This is a genomic window from Pseudomonas saxonica (genome assembly GCF_007858365.1).
GTDB classification, from domain to species: Bacteria; Pseudomonadota; Gammaproteobacteria; order Pseudomonadales; family Pseudomonadaceae; genus Aquipseudomonas; species Aquipseudomonas saxonica.
The window spans coordinates 129682-145449 of record NZ_VFIO01000006.1 but is presented as its reverse complement, the minus strand read 5'-3'; the positions used below and the strand labels follow the sequence as shown (position 1 = coordinate 145449).

15 protein-coding genes and 1 pseudogene are annotated in these 15768 nt (G+C 55.5%); 7 read left to right on the top strand and 9 right to left on the bottom strand.

All coding sequences use genetic code 11. The features are described from left to right. Positions 1-681: 681 nt before the first annotated feature. Complete coding sequence (locus FJD38_RS16050; protein ID WP_146386249.1) at positions 682-957, top strand: hypothetical protein; 276 nt, start codon at positions 682-684, stop codon at positions 955-957. A 238-nt stretch (positions 958-1195) separates the two neighbouring features. Here the strand turns inward: FJD38_RS16050 and FJD38_RS24790 are convergent, their stop codons facing one another. After that, positions 1196-1492: a hypothetical protein gene (locus FJD38_RS24790; protein ID WP_244302744.1), complete on the bottom strand. Its 297-nt coding sequence runs from the start codon at positions 1490-1492 to the stop codon at positions 1196-1198. Between FJD38_RS24790 and FJD38_RS16040 the strand changes: the two are divergent. Further along, positions 1434-1595 (top strand): annotated as a pseudogene (locus FJD38_RS16040) (transposase domain-containing protein); the annotation flags it as partial. The gene FJD38_RS24790 and the pseudogene FJD38_RS16040 overlap by 59 nt on opposite strands. Before the next feature lie 76 nt (positions 1596-1671). Here FJD38_RS16040 and FJD38_RS16035 read toward each other — a convergent pair. From FJD38_RS16035 to FJD38_RS16010, 5 genes are all read right to left on the bottom strand, one after another. Next, positions 1672-2610, bottom strand: a complete 939-nt coding sequence (locus FJD38_RS16035; RefSeq protein WP_146386247.1) for an AraC family transcriptional regulator — start codon at positions 2608-2610, stop codon at positions 1672-1674. A 23-nt stretch (positions 2611-2633) separates the two neighbouring features. After that, complete coding sequence (locus FJD38_RS16030) at positions 2634-3467, bottom strand: oxidoreductase (protein WP_146386245.1); 834 nt, start codon at positions 3465-3467, stop codon at positions 2634-2636. Positions 3468-3991: 524 nt separating this feature from the next. Further along, positions 3992-5047 (bottom strand): linear amide C-N hydrolase, encoded by a 1056-nt coding sequence (locus FJD38_RS16020; protein ID WP_146386243.1) that lies wholly within the window; start codon positions 5045-5047, stop codon positions 3992-3994. Positions 5048-5069: 22 nt separating this feature from the next. Then, a complete protein-coding gene (locus tag FJD38_RS16015; RefSeq protein WP_233609185.1) occupies positions 5070-5903 on the bottom strand; it encodes a hypothetical protein in 834 nt (277 codons plus the stop codon). A gap of 178 nt (positions 5904-6081) precedes the next feature. Continuing rightward, positions 6082-7287, bottom strand: coding sequence for an NAD(P)/FAD-dependent oxidoreductase (locus tag FJD38_RS16010; RefSeq protein ID WP_146386241.1), 1206 nt, complete (start codon positions 7285-7287; stop codon positions 6082-6084). A gap of 299 nt (positions 7288-7586) precedes the next feature. Here FJD38_RS16010 and FJD38_RS16005 point away from each other — a divergent pair, with 299 nt between their 5' ends. After that, entirely contained in the window at positions 7587-8150 is a 564-nt protein-coding gene (locus FJD38_RS16005) for an RrF2 family transcriptional regulator (protein WP_122782663.1), read from the top strand. A 47-nt stretch (positions 8151-8197) separates the two neighbouring features. Here FJD38_RS16005 and FJD38_RS16000 read toward each other — a convergent pair whose 3' ends face one another. Both FJD38_RS16000 and FJD38_RS15995 read right to left on the bottom strand, forming a co-directional pair. After that, a complete protein-coding gene (locus tag FJD38_RS16000) occupies positions 8198-8407 on the bottom strand; it encodes a hypothetical protein (protein ID WP_122782758.1) in 210 nt (69 codons plus the stop codon). Positions 8408-8672: 265 nt separating this feature from the next. Further along, positions 8673-9071 (bottom strand): nuclear transport factor 2 family protein, encoded by a 399-nt coding sequence (locus tag FJD38_RS15995; protein ID WP_122782664.1) that lies wholly within the window; start codon positions 9069-9071, stop codon positions 8673-8675. Between the two features lie 186 nt (positions 9072-9257). On the opposite strand from FJD38_RS15995, the gene FJD38_RS15990 reads away from it, so the two are divergent. The 4 genes from FJD38_RS15990 to FJD38_RS15975 are packed head-to-tail and all read left to right on the top strand — an operon-like array spanning position 9258 to position 15045. Continuing rightward, positions 9258-10451, top strand: a complete 1194-nt coding sequence (locus FJD38_RS15990) for an ABC transporter substrate-binding protein (protein WP_122782665.1) — start codon at positions 9258-9260, stop codon at positions 10449-10451. Between the two features lie 3 nt (positions 10452-10454). After that, positions 10455-11324, top strand: a complete 870-nt coding sequence (locus FJD38_RS15985) for a branched-chain amino acid ABC transporter permease (RefSeq protein WP_146386239.1) — start codon at positions 10455-10457, stop codon at positions 11322-11324. Beyond that, positions 11321-13813: a branched-chain amino acid ABC transporter ATP-binding protein/permease gene (locus tag FJD38_RS15980; protein ID WP_146386237.1), complete on the top strand. Its 2493-nt coding sequence runs from the start codon at positions 11321-11323 to the stop codon at positions 13811-13813. The genes FJD38_RS15985 and FJD38_RS15980 overlap by 4 nt, the downstream gene beginning before the upstream one ends. Continuing rightward, positions 13810-15045 carry an amidohydrolase family protein gene (locus FJD38_RS15975; protein WP_146386235.1) on the top strand — a complete coding sequence of 412 codons (1236 nt, stop codon included), beginning with the start codon at positions 13810-13812 and terminating at the stop codon, positions 15043-15045. The genes FJD38_RS15980 and FJD38_RS15975 overlap by 4 nt, the downstream gene beginning before the upstream one ends. Here FJD38_RS15975 and FJD38_RS15970 read toward each other — a convergent pair. Further along, complete coding sequence (locus FJD38_RS15970; RefSeq protein WP_146386233.1) at positions 15042-15734, bottom strand: GntR family transcriptional regulator; 693 nt, start codon at positions 15732-15734, stop codon at positions 15042-15044. The genes FJD38_RS15975 and FJD38_RS15970 overlap by 4 nt on opposite strands. Positions 15735-15768 lie beyond the last annotated feature (34 nt).

The following is a 15768-nucleotide window of genomic DNA, read 5'->3' as shown; positions in this document are numbered from 1 at the left end:
TGTGAAGGCAAGTTTGAAACCATCACTCGACCCATCAATGACGACGTAAATGGGTTGGCAGAGACAGCTGTGGTAATCAAGCAATCATCGCCATCACAAGGCTCTGATCCTTGTTCCAGCGAGCGCCAATCATGTCGTCCCGCCCCTGTTGTTCAATGATTCTGCCGCCTTTGGAGAGCTCGTTCATAGGCCATTCCAAAGGGTGTTCAGCTACATCCAGGGCCGCAATAGTCTTGACAGATCTCCCTCATTTTATTTAAGGTCAATTTAATCAATAATAACCGCACTAAATGAAAGTCATTTACACTTGGAGGCCGTTGCAAACGTTAAGCCGTATATCACGTGCCTATCAAACATTCATGTTCACCTGGGTATGTGCTCAGGTCATAAAGTGTGGGTGTGCAGAAGCAAGGAAAACTGAACGCGTTTGTGAACGCAGTGTACTGGCAGGTTGGCGATGACTGTCGCATGAGTGGTTTTTCTGGTTGAAGTGGGTAGATAGTTAGTAAGTGGAAGGTCTGAAAAATATTAGGTAAATACTTGGAAATGGTGGCGATTATCATTTGCCTGGGTTGAACCTGTTTTTTTTCGTTGCTGATTTTAATGTCTAACGTGGTTTTGGATCGGCTTTTGCGTTAAAGATACAGTGCTTTAAGTGACTGGTTTCATTAAGGAAGGTGTATGCATTGCTGTAAGGCTAGAGCGTCAAAGTGTGAACTTTATGGGACGTGTGAGTGTGATGGATCAATTGAGTCTTCGCTGATTGAAATGCTAAAAGGGTTGAAGGCTGAAATAAGTGCTGCCAGTGACAGGCTTAAACTCGATGAACTTTATGGTAGGGCGTCAGGTTATATCGAGGCGTTGTATGATGCTGGACTGCTTGAGGGTAATGAAGCGGCTGATTATCTTGAGGGTGTCATTGCCCTGTATCGCCAGGTGGCTTTCTTTTTGGTTTAATTTTTTAGTGGGTGCAAGGTGGATGTGTGAGCAAGAACATTAAAAAAAATAATTTCAAACCGGTGTGTTTTGTTGTGTGTTGTGTTTTTTTCTTTCTTGTTTTCAATTGGAATCAATCGTTGTGACTGCCTTGTCTTGGGGGCGGGCAAAGAGAGATTCATAAGTAAAAATGACGTTGTACTGGCTAAGTACTTTCGGTGCTGATTCTGGCAGAGTATCGTGAATTGCTCAGGGCAAGTTAACTGGCGATCATATCACCGCTACGTCCAACGTCTTTTGCAAGAGCCCCGATGACGGGCACAGCTGTCGTGCTATCCGAGGGACGGATGATGCTGTATCTGAGTGCTTTTCCCGCACGGACTGTGGCATCCAGGCTGTATAGCTGCACTACACGCCCGGCGTGTTTACGGTTGAGCGGCATGTGCGTGGCAAATGGGTCTGCGATGACTGCTAAACGCTGATCCAGGCACCGGTTCCTGCGCAGCGGCAAACGGGCGGCGGCGATCATGAGCTTGATCCAGTCGGCGCGGCTCAACGGGCATGATCCGTATGCTTATCTCAAAGATGTGCTGACGCGGCTGCCGATGCAGCGGGCAAGTGAGATTACCGAGTTGCTGCCGCATAAATGGGCGCCCGTTCAACCGCCCACAGTATGTTGGGCAGGTGCGGACAGCGCTGGTACCGGGGGTGCCGGAGCAGCGGGTCGGCTCATCGCTAATGTGACGAGACGTACATAGATGGTGTGGACGGCGCAGGCAGTGCGTAAGTCGCCTTCATCCATTCGATCTCTGCCTGGGGCGTGCGCCCAAAGAAACGTTTGAATTCGCGGCTGAATTGCGAGGCGCTTTCGTAGCCTACATTGAACGCCGCCGTCGATGCGGTCATAGCGTTGCGTAGCATCAGTAATCGCGCCTGGTGCAAGCGCGTCGACTTCAGGTATTGCATCGGCGACGAGTCCGTCACGCTGCGAAAGTGCAGATGAAAATTGGGCACGCTCATGCTCGCTTCTTTGGCAAGGGACACCACATCCAGGCGCTCCTGGTAGCAACTATGGATCTTGCGGATCGCACGAGTGACCTTACCAAAGTGACCCTGGCGATTGAGCGCGGCGCGCATCGAGCCCCCTTGCTCGCCGGCTAGGATGCGGTAGTAGATCTCCCGCACCAGCGACGGCCCAAGTATTTGCGCTTCGCCCGGACTGCTCATCGCCTCAAGAAAGCGTAGCGTCGAGGCGCGCAGCAAATCGTCCATTGGCGAGGCATACATGCCCTTGGGCTGGGCATCACTTGGCCCGAGAGCTTCATCCATTTGCAGTATCAAATCGCTGGCCATTTGTAAGTCGAGGCGCATGTAGACCGCCAGCATTGGCTGCGCCTCGCTGGCATCGGTCTCCATGGTGAAAGGAACTGGGACGGACACCACTAGATAGTGCTGGGCGTCATAAACGTATACGTCATCGCCCAGATAGCCACGTTTGCGCCCTTGGCACAGGATCACGATACCCGGGTCATACAGTACCGGAGTGCGAGTCAGTGGCCGATTCGAACGCAAAAAGCGGATATCCTCTAGCGCGCTGAGGTTGTAGCCCTCGACCGGCGCGAGGGTTTCCATCAAATGCACCATGCGCGAGGTGCGTGAGTCGGCCCGATTCATTGATGTCCCCCTCTGCTGGCCGCTCAACCGTCGGTGGTAAGGGTCAGCGCTTCCCATTGATCAATCTCCCTGGCCGTGCGATTCAGCTTGTCACGTACCAGCCCCAGCGCGTCACTGCCCAATAATAAGTGTGCCGGTGGTATCGGGCTGGCAATAACCTGCAGCATCGCTTGCGCCGCTTTTCGCGGGTCGCCAAGCTGTTTGCCGCTCTTTTCTTCGCGGCCCTTACGTACCGGGTCGAAACTGGCGTCATAGTCAGCAATGCTTCGTGGGGTGCGCTGCATCGAACGACCGGCCCAGTCAGTGCGAAACGAGCCAGGTGCCACGGCGGTCACGAAGATGTTGAAAGGTAGCAGTTCTTTGCTCAGCGTATCGGAGATACCTTCGAGAGCAAACTTGCTCCCGCAGTAGTACGCGATGCCCGGCATCGTGATGGTGCCGCCCATAGAAGTGATATTAAGAATATGACCCGTGCGACGCTTGCGAAAGTAAGGCACGAAAGCCTTGGTCACCGCTACCGCGCCGAACACGTTGACGTCGAATTGGCGACGCATTTCCTCCAGCGGCGACTCTTCAAAGATACCCTCATGACCGTAGCCGGCGTTGTTGACCAACACGTCGACTGGGCCGTGGGTTGCTTCAATAGCAGCTACTACGCTGTCGATCCGGGCGAAGTCAGTGATATCCAGAATCACCCCATGTGCATGATCCACGGAGAGCGCCTGAAAGGCGCGCAAGGCGGCTTCACTACGCACGGTACCTATGACACGGTGGCCCGCTGCAAGAGCTTCTTGCGCCAGCGCGTTGCCGAAGCCACTGCTCACCCCCGTGATGAATATAGTTTTCCTGCTGTTCATGGCGACTTCCAATAAGTAGGGACGAGGCCATGGTATCTATCGAAAACTCGGTCACCTATGCCGGTTTGTCTTAGAGCATTGCCTATTCCTATCAGAAGTTAAATGCCAAGCGACCACATCAGTAATGGGTTACGGATGTGACGGAGTTTCGGGTCGGCGGGCAGAAGCTTTACCTCTCACCGATACTTGATCTCGACAACGGCGAAATCATCGCTTTCAAGACAGGCAGGCGCCGTCGTCATGGAGGATGGAGGGATGAGTGTCCCCACTGGCGCCTGAGAGGGCCTAATTCTGTCACTTACACCGTGTTAACCGACTGGGCCTGCGATCCTGTTCATGTGATTGGTTGATCTGGTTGCATCAACGACAAGGGGCCTTGGCCAGACGCTTACGCAGGCCTAAGCGCTAAGCTTGCCTGAAGCCGTCATACACCATCATCCGTACCCCTTTGTAATGCGCTTGCTCAACGAGCTGTGAGCATTACAAAGCGGTGGCGATAATTAATAAGCGCTTAATTATTAGGTCTAAGCACCTTCGAACTTGAAGGCGGGTGCTGTTTTGAATTGACTCGATACTTCCCCTGAATAAATCGTGCTTTGATTGGGGCCTAGATCCAGCTTCTTGACCACTCCTGTGGTTTTTGAAAAATCCAGTTTTTTGAGATCCACCCAAAAAGTGTTGGGCGTTATAGCCGATTCAAAAAAGTAGAGACCCTGCTTGTGATCAATCACCGAGCGCCAGCGCGTTGAAGATATATTTGGCTCCCCTGGTGTTGTGATGCCATAGGGTACAGACACGTTGCGAATAACACTGAACACACTGGCTAATGACAGGCGTTGATCCTGTGATTGAGGAACAGCGTTCACGTAGAAGGATGCACGAGCGAATCGATCAGCCGAACGATTGGTGCCAGGCAACATGACTGTTCCGCCAATGGATTGCCAGTAGGCGTTCATCGCCAGCTGGTCCGCGAAAGCAGGGGAGTTTGTCATCACTTGGTAAGTGCGGTTGTGGTGAATGACTTGCTTGCCATCAATGTATTCAATGATAGCGCTATCGCCAGAGGCATCCGACATTGATAGATGCAGTGTGGCGAGACGACTCTCGCCCGGCACCGCTGCAGTCACGACATTAAAAGGTTCAGTTTTCAGAACCTCTACGGCTTCAGCCACCGTGCTGAAATTATCAAGTACATACTGAGCCCACGCCGCAATACTCAAGCCGGGCTTGCCCTTTGTGAGGGGTGGGTATTCTGACTCAACGAGCCACAGTAAATTCGCAGAAAGCCCTGCTTCGTTTACGCCGTCTGTTGTTGAGATATCGTAACCGGTGGCAATGACGCTGCCGTATTTGGACGTCCATTTAACGGAGTTTGCGCCCACTTCTCCATTGCGTTGCATACCCTGAGGGAAAACCCACAGGTTGGTCCCCACATCAGATTTCCAGTCCATGGACCGGGCGGTGATCACATTCTGATTGTCACCCAGGTAAACCAACCGTGTGCAGGCATGTGCCAGCTGTGCAGAAGTCAGTAGGCCTGCCAAAGCCAACGTCATAACTTTCAGATGCTTTTTTTTCATTCCCTTGCTCCTTTATCAGGCGTTAAAAACGTATGGACACACCCAGTACAGGCCCGCGCTGAGTGACATCGTATTTGAACGTCTTGCCTGTAAAATCCTTAGTTCGATAGTCTTGCGCCAACACTCGATAACCCAGACGAATTAATGTCGGATGCTCCATCAGATATAGCCTGTACCCGAGATAAGCCTGCCCGTTATAAGTTTTTTTGGAGGACGTATCGAACCCTCCCGTGTCGACAGCGCCAGACAAGGTCCATCTATCATTTAAATCAACTTGGCTGCGCAGTCCCACAAAAGGGTCAGTCCAATGGGTTTTTTTATGGGTGCTGAAACCCAGAGAGTCCACATCGACCGTGGTGGTCAGTTTTGTCCAGCGTACCCCGAGCATGGGTTCCACGCGCCACGTTCGAGGTTCATTAAAAACGGTGGTCCCCCCCAATTCGTACTGGTAGGCACGGTAGTAAGCGCCCGCCGCGAAAGTTGTTTGCGTGATTTCGAGGCCAACTTTGCGGCCTAAGACTCTATCGGACTGGCTGGTCTTGGCGTAAACCCCATCGATGAAAAAACCGACTGTACGATTGGTGACTTCAACATTGCCCATGAAAACAGAGTCCAGATTATGAAGGATCTCGTTTGCACTGAGGTCTGCCTGGGTATGCACCCCACCGAGTTCTACGTTCCCCTTCATCGATGGCCCCCACGCAAATGGACTCACCAACACTAACCACTGGCTATTTTCAGGGTTTGAATCAAGTGACTTTTCACTGGCATTAGCCGTTTGCAAAACACTTAACAAGGTGAACGCTGACGCCATTACTTTAACCAATGACGCTATAGCGGTTGAGGGTGCTGACATTGATGAAGTCATCCTGACCAATACGCGATAAATAACAAACTCGATTTAGCCTAGACGATAGCGTCAACGGGTTCATGCTCCATTGCGATTTATTGGCGAACCCGTCACAGGATTTGCATTAGCCGGAGTAATGCTCAGGGGGTTTTTACCCATTCGTGCGCCGGCTGTTGGCTCGCACTCAAGCCACGATAGGAATCAGCGGGTCCGCTGCTGCCCACGCCGCTTCGCGACTGGCCGCTGGCGGGTATATCCAAACTGTGTTGATCTGCGTTTTGAGCGCCTTGGCTTCTGGGCCAGTCAATACGACCTGGCGATCCCAGCCCTCGGTATACACTGCTCCCCAGCCGCCCAGATCCAGACAAGTAACGTACTTGGGCTGACGGTACATAATCGGTTCTTCACCCAACATGTGTGCGGCGACGTTATGGCCTGCGTGGCGGCCCAAAACGATGGCATGCTGACAAGTCATCAATGCGTGGTTGCCAAGGTCATCGGTGGCGGCATAAGCAACATCGCCAGTCGCAAAAATATCCGGCTGACCCATTACTTGAAGGTTGCCGTCCACATGTAAGCGGCCAAGGGAGTCGCGCTCGCCAGGGATTTGGCCAGTTAATGAGCTGGCCCGTACTCCGGTTGTCCAGATTACGGTATTGGCTTCAATGCGCTGGCCGTCACTGAGTGTCACGCCGTGCTCATCAACGGCCACCACGGTTGTCTGTAAGCGCCATTTTACGCCCAGCGCTTCGCAGGCCTGAGCAATCGACTGAGCGATTTCAGTGCCTAACGAGGCGCCAACTTTCGATCCACGGTCGACAATTATGACTTCGACTTCGGCGTTTTCACCCAAAACTGCACGCAGGCGAGCTGGCATTTCGGTCGCGGTTTCAATCCCGGTGAATCCACCACCCGCCACCACGACGGTATTGCGGGCTTTGCTCTCTGGCAAATCAACCAGGCGCAGGAGGTGTTGCTCCAGTCGCATGGCTTGCTCAATCTGGTCCACGTCAAAGGCGTATTGCGTAACACCCGGCGCATTGGGCAGCGCGAGCCGACTGCCAGTCGCCAGTACCAGCTTGTCGTAGGCAAGCGTCTTCATGGCCCCCAAAGCATCATGGTAAGCGACCGTTTTATGCTCAACATCAATGCGTTCAGCTGTGCCTGTGATGAAGTTGACGCCCACTGCATTCAATAGCTCGCCAATAGGCGCAAACAATTGATGTGCATTCGGCTCATAAAAACGGGGTCGTATGCGCAGCTCCGGCTGTGGCGCCAGCACACTCACTTCGACATCGTGACAGTCATGAAGGCTGAGTAACCGAGTGGCGCTTAACGCCGCCCACAATCCGCCAAAGCCCGCACCAAGAATCAAAATCTGCTTTTTCATGTGTTACTCCAGGCCGTAACCCGTGGATGTGTGAGGGCGCCTCGCATGGGGAGGACGCACGAGTTGCTGGCGCAAGGCAGTGGTGAAAAGCATTTGTCCTTCACGCCAATGAACGGCGACTATATTGGTCGTAGTTGTTCGGCGCAAGCGTTTTCCTGTGCTGCTGAGGTAGGGCGCCACGAAATTCGCACCTGATAAGGCGCAAGTGCGCGGCCAAATGGCCTTGAGGCGCTGATGGAAAATTTGATCCTTTTACGAATCGCAGCTAGTATTTGCGACTAAATTAGTCGGAGATACCCATGTCCTTTTACAGCGCTGGGGTTGAGTACGGAATTCACTGCCTGATATTTCTGGTAGGGGATCGGGGCGAGAGTCGAGAGGCAAGCGTGCGAGACCTTGCTGAGTTGCAAGGGGTGCCGCTGGATTATCTGGCGAAGATATTCACAAAGCTGGCCAAGTCCACGCTCGTCGTTGCCACTGAAGGTGTTCGCGGGGGATTTAAATTGGCCCGGCCTGCCGACGAAATCAGCTTGTTGGACATCGTCAATGCCATCGACGGGCAGAAGATGATTTTTGACTGCAAGGAAATTCGCGGTCGTTGTGCACTGTTCGAGGGGGCTGCGCCTGATTGGGCGCTAGAGGGGCATTGCTCGGTTCACGCGGCCATGTTGACCGCGCAAAAACGCATGGAAGAAGCCTTGGCCCAACAAACGATTCTGGATCTGGCCAGAAAGGTTGGGCGCAAATCACCCTCTGATTTTCCAGCTCAAGTGGATCAGTGGATTAGCCAGCGCCGAGAGAAGAAAGTCAGCGCTCAGGCTTCCAGCGGCCGACATATCCCGCTATGCGATGTCACGGACTGAGCCTTTGCGGACAGGGATTTTTTCTTTTGCTTGGCGGGCAGAGCGCATCAGTGGAGTGTTTTCACCCGACGATGTTCGCCAATCCTGATTCTATCCAGTGCTCGATTCAACGCATCCAGGGCGTCGAGCAACGCTTTGGCCTCAGCTTCTCTGCCATCCCCCCACAGACGCTCTGCCATCGTGTTCAAGGCCTGGATTGATCGTTCTATATCCGCAGCTGTCGCGGGACCAGACTTTTCAGGTGGTTGTTTCGGCATGGTCAAAACGTCTTGTCCGAGATGTTCATAAGTCGCCACCGCGTTACACGGCACTCATTGATTATTGGCCACATGCTATCGCAGTGGGCGCAGATGCTCTTGGGGTTTTTCGTGTTGATGCCTGCAGGCATTGAATATTGAGTGCCAGAGTGACTCGATGGGTCACCAGGGGGCTCGCAAAAAACGGGTGCCCCCAAGGCGACTGGTCTGGGCCGGCCCAGCAGGGACGTTCAGCGCCTGAAGGCCCAGCCTCAGAAGGCTAATCTCAAGCCTTGGCTATTTCCGGCGTCAGCAACCATTCAGCACTGTCATTCCAGACGTCCATGTGGGTGATTTTGCCTTCACGCACTTCAAAGCGATCCAGATAGCGGTTGCCAGAGAAGCTACGGCCATCCGACCACTCGCCGTACAGCGTTCCGTTGGAATACACCACAGTGTGGTCGCCGCGGTCCATCCAGTCGAAATTCCCCAAGGCTTTTTTGACCCAGGCGTAGCGTGAGCCATTGAACGCAGTGATGGCCTGAGGGTCGGGCATGGATCGTCCGCCGGTGAACGTGATTTTCACGTTGTCACTCATGAAGGTCGCTGCTCGAACGGGATCCGGGGCCATGGAAGCCTCAAGAAAGTTGCTAACAATTTCTACATCTTTATTGATTTCTGGCATGGCTATTACTCCTGATGGGGTAGGGGAGGCCTTCATGAAAATGCCTCGGTATAGTGCGGTCTGCCTTCAAATGGCGCGTAAAAAGACAGAAATTGCCGCAAACACTGTTGTTTAAAGCCTGGCGGTGACTGGCATCCTACTTGCTAGCAATAATTATGCAACTGCTAGCAATCATGAGGATTAACCATGGCAATCCGGCTTTTAAACCTGCAGCGTCTGCTGTTTCCCGTGGCTGCGGCAGTCACGCTCAACCTGGCGATGTTCAGTGGCGCGCAAGCGGCTGAGCCGCCGATCAAAGTCGGTCTGGTGGCAGCACTGTCCGGTCAGTCGGCCAAATCCGGTGAGGCCCTGACACGGGGTTTGACCATGGCCATCAATGAGGTCAACGCCAGTGGCGGGGTGCTCGGACGTCCGTTGGAACTGGTGCGCCGCGATGACGAAAGTAACCCGTCCAAAGGCATGCTCGCTGCACGCGAACTGATCCAGCGCGAAAAAGTCGCGGTTCTGTTCGGTGGCCTTGATACGCCGGTTTCGCTGGCCATCGTGCCGCTGGCTAATCAGATGAAAGTGCCGTTCATGGGCATTTGGGCTGCGGGTACGAAAATTACCGAGAACGGAGCTGCCGATAATTACGTGTTCCGGGTTTCAGCTGTAGATGAGCGGGTGGATGAGGCGCTGGTGAAATACGGCGTCGATAACGGCATGAAGAAGCCGGGGATGATTCTGATCAATAACCCTTGGGGCGAGTCCAACGAGGCGGGCTTCAAGCGCGCACTGGACAAACGTGGCCTGAGCAATGCCGGTGTCGAGCGGATCCAGGACAGCGACCTTGATGTGGTACCGCAATTGACCCGGTTGAAAAACGCCGGGGCCGATACCTTGCTGATGGTCGGTAACGTCGGGCCTTCGGCCCAAGTCGTCAAATCACTGGACCGAATGGGCTGGGATGTACCCGTGGTCTCGCACTGGGGGCCGGCCGGCGGTCGTTTTGGCGAGCTGGCGGGGCCGAACGCCTCTCGCGTGCATTTCATTCAAACCTACGTCTTCACCGAGCACAACGGTGCCAAGGGCGATGCTCTGCTGGCCGCGCTGAAAACGGCCTACCCACAGATCAAGACGCTGGCGGATGTCACGCCGGCTGTGGGCATTGCCAATGCGTATGACGCCCTGCATCTCACGGCTCAAGCCATAGAAAAAGCCGGCAGTACTGACGGTAAGGCCATACGCGACGGGTATTACGCGATCAACGAGTACGACGGTTTGATCAAACACTACAAGCAACCGTTTAGCGCATCCGTCCATGACGCGCTGGGGCCTGATGACTATCAGTTCACTCACGTGGTCAACGACCAGATAGTGCCGCTCAAGCCTGAGGAGTAAGCCATGCTCACCGCCGCCATTGTTACAGGCCTTGGCCTGGGCAGCATGTACGCGTTGCTGGCGTTGGGGTTTCACCTGACTTACGTCGTTTCGCGCACCGTCAACTTTGCCCAGGGCAGTGCCATGATGGTCGGCGCCGTGCTGGGTTACACCTTTTGCATAACGTGGGGCTGGTCATTGTGGTTGGCCTTGCCGCTGACCCTGTTGCTCTGTGCCTTGTATGGCTTGGTGATTGAACGCTGGCTGGTTCGACCCTTTCATAGTCGTGGGTCGCAGGCGTGGCTGATGGCAACGGTGGCGGGCGGCATTTTGGTGGATAACCTGGCGCTCTTTACCTTCGGCAAGGAGCCACGCCAATTTGAAAGCAGCCTGCTCAACCTGAATGTCGATGTGTTTGGCAGCAGCGTTGGCGCACTGCAAGTACTGATTCCCTTGGTCGGTGCCGCGATTGCCCTGGCGTTGTATCTGGTCAGGCGCTACACACGGCTGGGCAAAGTGCTTGAAGCCTGCGTGCAAAACCCCCGCGCGGCGATGTTGATGGGGATCAACGTCAACCGTGTAGTCGCCATTGCCTTTGCGGTCTCCACCGTATTCGCCGGGGTGGCGGGTTTGCTGATTGCGCCGTTGTTCAGCGTGAACGCAGAAATGGGCATGCTGTTCGGCCTCAAAGCGTTTGCAGTGGCCATTCTGGGTGGCATCAGCAGCGCGGGCGGTGTGTTCGCCGCAGGGCTGTTGTTTGGTCTGACTGAAGCGCTCATTACGTTGTATTTCGGATCCGCATTCACTCAGATATTGACGTTTTCATTGGTCATCCTTGTGCTGGCTATTCGTCCCAATGGTCTGTTCGGCAGTCAAGCAGTGGTGAAAGTATGAAAAAGCTCAACACCCTGGCGGCTCCTGTCTTTCTTGCACTGCTTACCGTTGCCTGTTGCGTGATGGCGTTCACGCTGGACAGCTACTCACTGCTGGTTTTCACCCTGTGCGCTCTGGTGACGGTGGTCGGTGTGGGTCTCAATGTCTTGATTGGCTTGAGTGGCCAGATTTCCTTCGGTCATATCGCTTTTTACGCGATTGGGGCCTATATCACGGCCTTACTGACCCTGGCGGGCTGGCCGCTGTGGTTAGCCCTGCCAATTGCGGGTGCGGTTGCAGGGCTGGTTGGTGCGCTGCTGGCGATTCCCGCCCTTCGGGTCAGCGGCCCGTACCTGGCGATGATCACCATTGCCTTTGCCTTTGTGGTTCATCACGGTTTGATTGAGTGGCGGGACGTGACAGGTGGCTCCAACGGTCTGATGGGCATCCCGCTGCCGGAAGTTGCCGGTCTTGATCCCGCCGTGTTGCTGGCACTGCTGGCTACGGCGCTGATGATCGGTGCGCTGCTGTTTTATCAGCGCCTGTGCCGCAGCAGTTGGGGCAAGGCGATGCGGGCCGTTAAAGCCTCGGAAATTGCTGCCCGTTCACTGGGTTTCAATCCGGTGATCAGTAAAACCCTGGCGTTTGCCTTGTCTGCCGCATTGACCGGGTTGGCGGGCGGCTTGCTCGCGCCCTTGCTGATGTTCATCAATCCTGAGTCGTTTCCTTTCTCTCAGTCCATTTTGTTTGTGCTGGCGGTGATCGTGGGAGGCAGCGGCATGCTGTTCGGGCCGCTCATTGGCGCATTGCTGATTGTGCTGGTACCGGAACTGCTGTCGGATTTTGCCGAATACCGCCTGCTGATGTTTTCCGTGCTTTTGCTATTAGTGCTTTGGGGCGCACCCAACGGCCTGCTGGGTGCCGTCGCTCGACGCTGGATCAAACCGACCCGGTTGCTGGCGCCCACACACATCAATCAGGAGCGCATCGCCGCTCACTTGCGTAGTCGCGGCGTGTCCTCAGGCTTGCGGGTCACTGACATAGGCATTCGCTTCGGCGGTGTGCAGGCTGCGCAACACGTCAGTCTGTTTGCGCCTGCCGGTAGCATTACCAGCATCATTGGCCCGAACGGTGCGGGTAAAACCACGGTTCTCAATATGATCAGCGGTTTTTATGCCCCGGACAGCGGCCAGATTGAACTGCAACAGCCGCTGGCGGGTTTGTCGTCCTGGAAAAGTGCCCGAGCTGGCATCGCCCGTACGTATCAGACCACCTTGCTGTTCGGTGAGATGACGGTCCTGGATAACCTTCTGGTTGCGATGCAGAAGGGGCGTCTGGGCCTGCCGTTCAGTCTTGCGACGGATGAGCAGCGAAGTCTGGCGCTGGATTTGCTGGCATTGGTGGGGTATCGCGGCGAAGTCAATATTGCGGCTGAGGATTTGCCCCATGTGGATCGCCGGCTGGTGGAAATTGCCCGCGCATTGGCCACGGCCCCAGCCGTTTTGCTACTCGACGAACCGGCTGCGGGGCTGAGCCGTCGCGATACCGATGCGCTGGCCGTGCTGCTGCGCAAATTGGCGGGCTTTGGTCTGACGGTGATTTTGGTCGAGCACGACATGGCGCTGGTGATGTCGGTGTCTGAGTCTTTGTTGGTACTCGACGCCGGCAAGCCTATTGCGTCGGGTCCGCCTGCAGCAATTCGTCAAAATCCGCAGGTCATCGCGGCGTATCTGGGCGGTACCGAGTATCAGGCCACGCCTCGTGAGCAGCTGTGGGATGGCAGCCGCGATGCGCGTCTGTACGTTAAGGATCTGGTCATCGACTATGGTGCGGCGGCGGTGGTGGACAAGGTCAACCTGCTGGTCAATCCCGGCGAACTGGTGGCCATTCTCGGCGCAAACGGCGCGGGTAAATCGAGCATCCTGCAGTGTCTGGCAGGCCTGCATCGCGCCAGCAGCGGCAGCATCCTGCTGGACAACGAAAACATCGAGCAGGCCGACGCCAGCACAGTAGCGGCCAAAGGTCTGGCGCTGGTCCCGGAAGGTCGTCAGGTATTCCCGTATCTGAGCGTGCGCGATAACTTGTTGCTCGGCGGGTATTCACGGCGCGAAATCTTTGATGCCGACGCTGAAATCGAGGCCATCCTCAAGCGCTTCCCGCGGCTGCGCGATCGTATCAACAACCCGGCCGGGCTGCTTTCCGGAGGTGAGCAACAGATGGTTGCGGTGGGCCGCGGCCTGATGGCCAAGCCAAAAATCCTGTTACTGGATGAACCCTCTCTGGGCTTGTCGCCTGCCATGATCGGTGAGCTGTATGACGCACTGGCCGTACTGCGTGACGAAGGTGTGACCATACTGCTGGTGGACCAAATGGCCAACCTGGCACTTCAAGTGGCGGACCGTGCGTATGTGCTGGAAACCGGCACTATTGTCAAAGCCGCCAGCTGTGCCGCGCTGCGCGATGATAAAGCGCTGGCTGCTGCTTATCTGGGTGAAGGGGCCATTGCATGAACGCGTTGAAAATCATTAATGCACGGTTGGGAAGCGATAACCGCGAGACTGAGCTGTATGTCGAGAACGGTCACTTCGTTGCCCGCTTCAGTGCCCACGTAAACCATTGGCAAACCCTGGACTTGCGTGGCCAGCTCTTGATGCCGGGCCTGGTCGAAACCCACATTCATCTGGACAAGGCCTGCATCATGCATCGCTGTCATCTGCATGAAGGCACGTTGGCCGAAGCGGTGGCTCAAACCCGAGCAGCGAAAGCCGAGTTTACCGAGGACGATGTGTACCGGCGCGGTGCTCAAGTCCTCGACAAAGCAATCGTTCAAGGCACCACGCACATGCGTACCCATGTTGAGTTGGACCCGCAGGTTGGCATGACCGGCTTCAATGCCGTGCGCCGTTTGCAAGCCGATTATGCCTGGGCCATCAGCCTGGAAATCTGTGTATTTCCCCAAGAGGGGTTGCTGAATAATCCGGGTACTGAGGCGCTGTTGTGCCAGGCACTGGACAGTGGCGCAACCGTACTCGGTGGATGCCCCTATATGGACAGTGACCCGAACGGGCAGATCCAGCGCCTGTTCGAGCTGGCTGTGCGCTATGACTGTGACCTGGATTTTCATCTGGATTTCGACCTCAACCCCGAAGGCATGACCGTCATGGAAGTGGCTCGCTGTACGCAGGAGTACGGCTGGGGATCGCGCGTCACCATCGGCCACGCGACCAAGTTGTCGGCCTTGCCCATAGAGCCACTGACGGCGCTGGGCCTGCACCTGGCGAAAGTGGGCGTGCAGGTGACCTGCCTGCCCAGTACCGATTTGTTCTTGATGGGTCGTGAGGCGTTCCACAACAAACCCAGAGGGCTGGCGCCACTGGCACACTTGAGCGCGTGCGGTGTGACCTGTTCGGTCTCCACCAACAACATTGGCAACCCGTTTACGCCCTATGGCGATGCTTCATTGGTCCGTCAGGCCAATCTGTTCGCCAACGTCAGTCAAATGGGTACGCCGGCGCAGTTGCTGCAATGTCTGGCGTGGGTGTCAAGCGAGGCCGCCCGTATGCTGCGGTTGGCCGATTACGGCCTGCTGCCCGGCTGTCGCGCCGATTTCATCGTGTTCGACGCGCCTTCGCCCGCGGCGGTCATTGCCGAAATAAGCGCACCGTTGATGGGCTTCAAAGGCGGTAGGCAGACGTTCAGTCGCCCGGCGGGGCAACTGATGAAACCGACTCCAGCAGGTTAATCAGTCAGCGCCTGCTTGAGGTTGAACTCTTCAGGCGCACTTTCTTCCAGTGCTAACTGGCTTTCAAGTTCCTCAAGGTGTTCGAGCATGACCGCTACGGCTTTTGCGTGATAGCCGTTCTCCAGTGCGGTAATGATCTCCTGATGCTCATCTGAAGCACAGGAGGGCACATCATTACGTTGATACAGCGCCACGATCAATGAACTGCGAACCATCAGATTGGCCAGGATGTCACTGAGCACGGCATTCCCACTGATCTCGCCCAGCAGCAGGTGAAACTCGCTCAGTTCACGGACGATGGCACGTCGATCTGTGTCACTCGTGGCTTTGCGTTCGTTGTTCATGTGACTGGCGATGCGCTGGCGATGTTTACGCATGGCTGCAGGGGTGATGGCCTCGACGATTGCCCGCTCAATCGCTCGGCGGGCGCTGAAAATATCGCGTGCTTCCTTTGCCGTCGGTTGGGCCACCATGGCGCCGCGATTGGCTTCGATGGTGACCACTTTTTGCATCGCCAGACGCTGTAACGCTACTTGCACGTGATTGCGGTTGGCGTGCAGGGTCTCGACAATCTGCGCTTCGATCAACCGTGTGCCAGGCGGCAGGCGATGCTGGGCGATCGCCTTGAATAGCGCATCGACGATACGTTGCACCTCAAGCTGTTTGGCGGTGACAGTGTTCAAGCCCATCCTTTCCTCTGTTGTCCAGACGCCTCATGCCGCA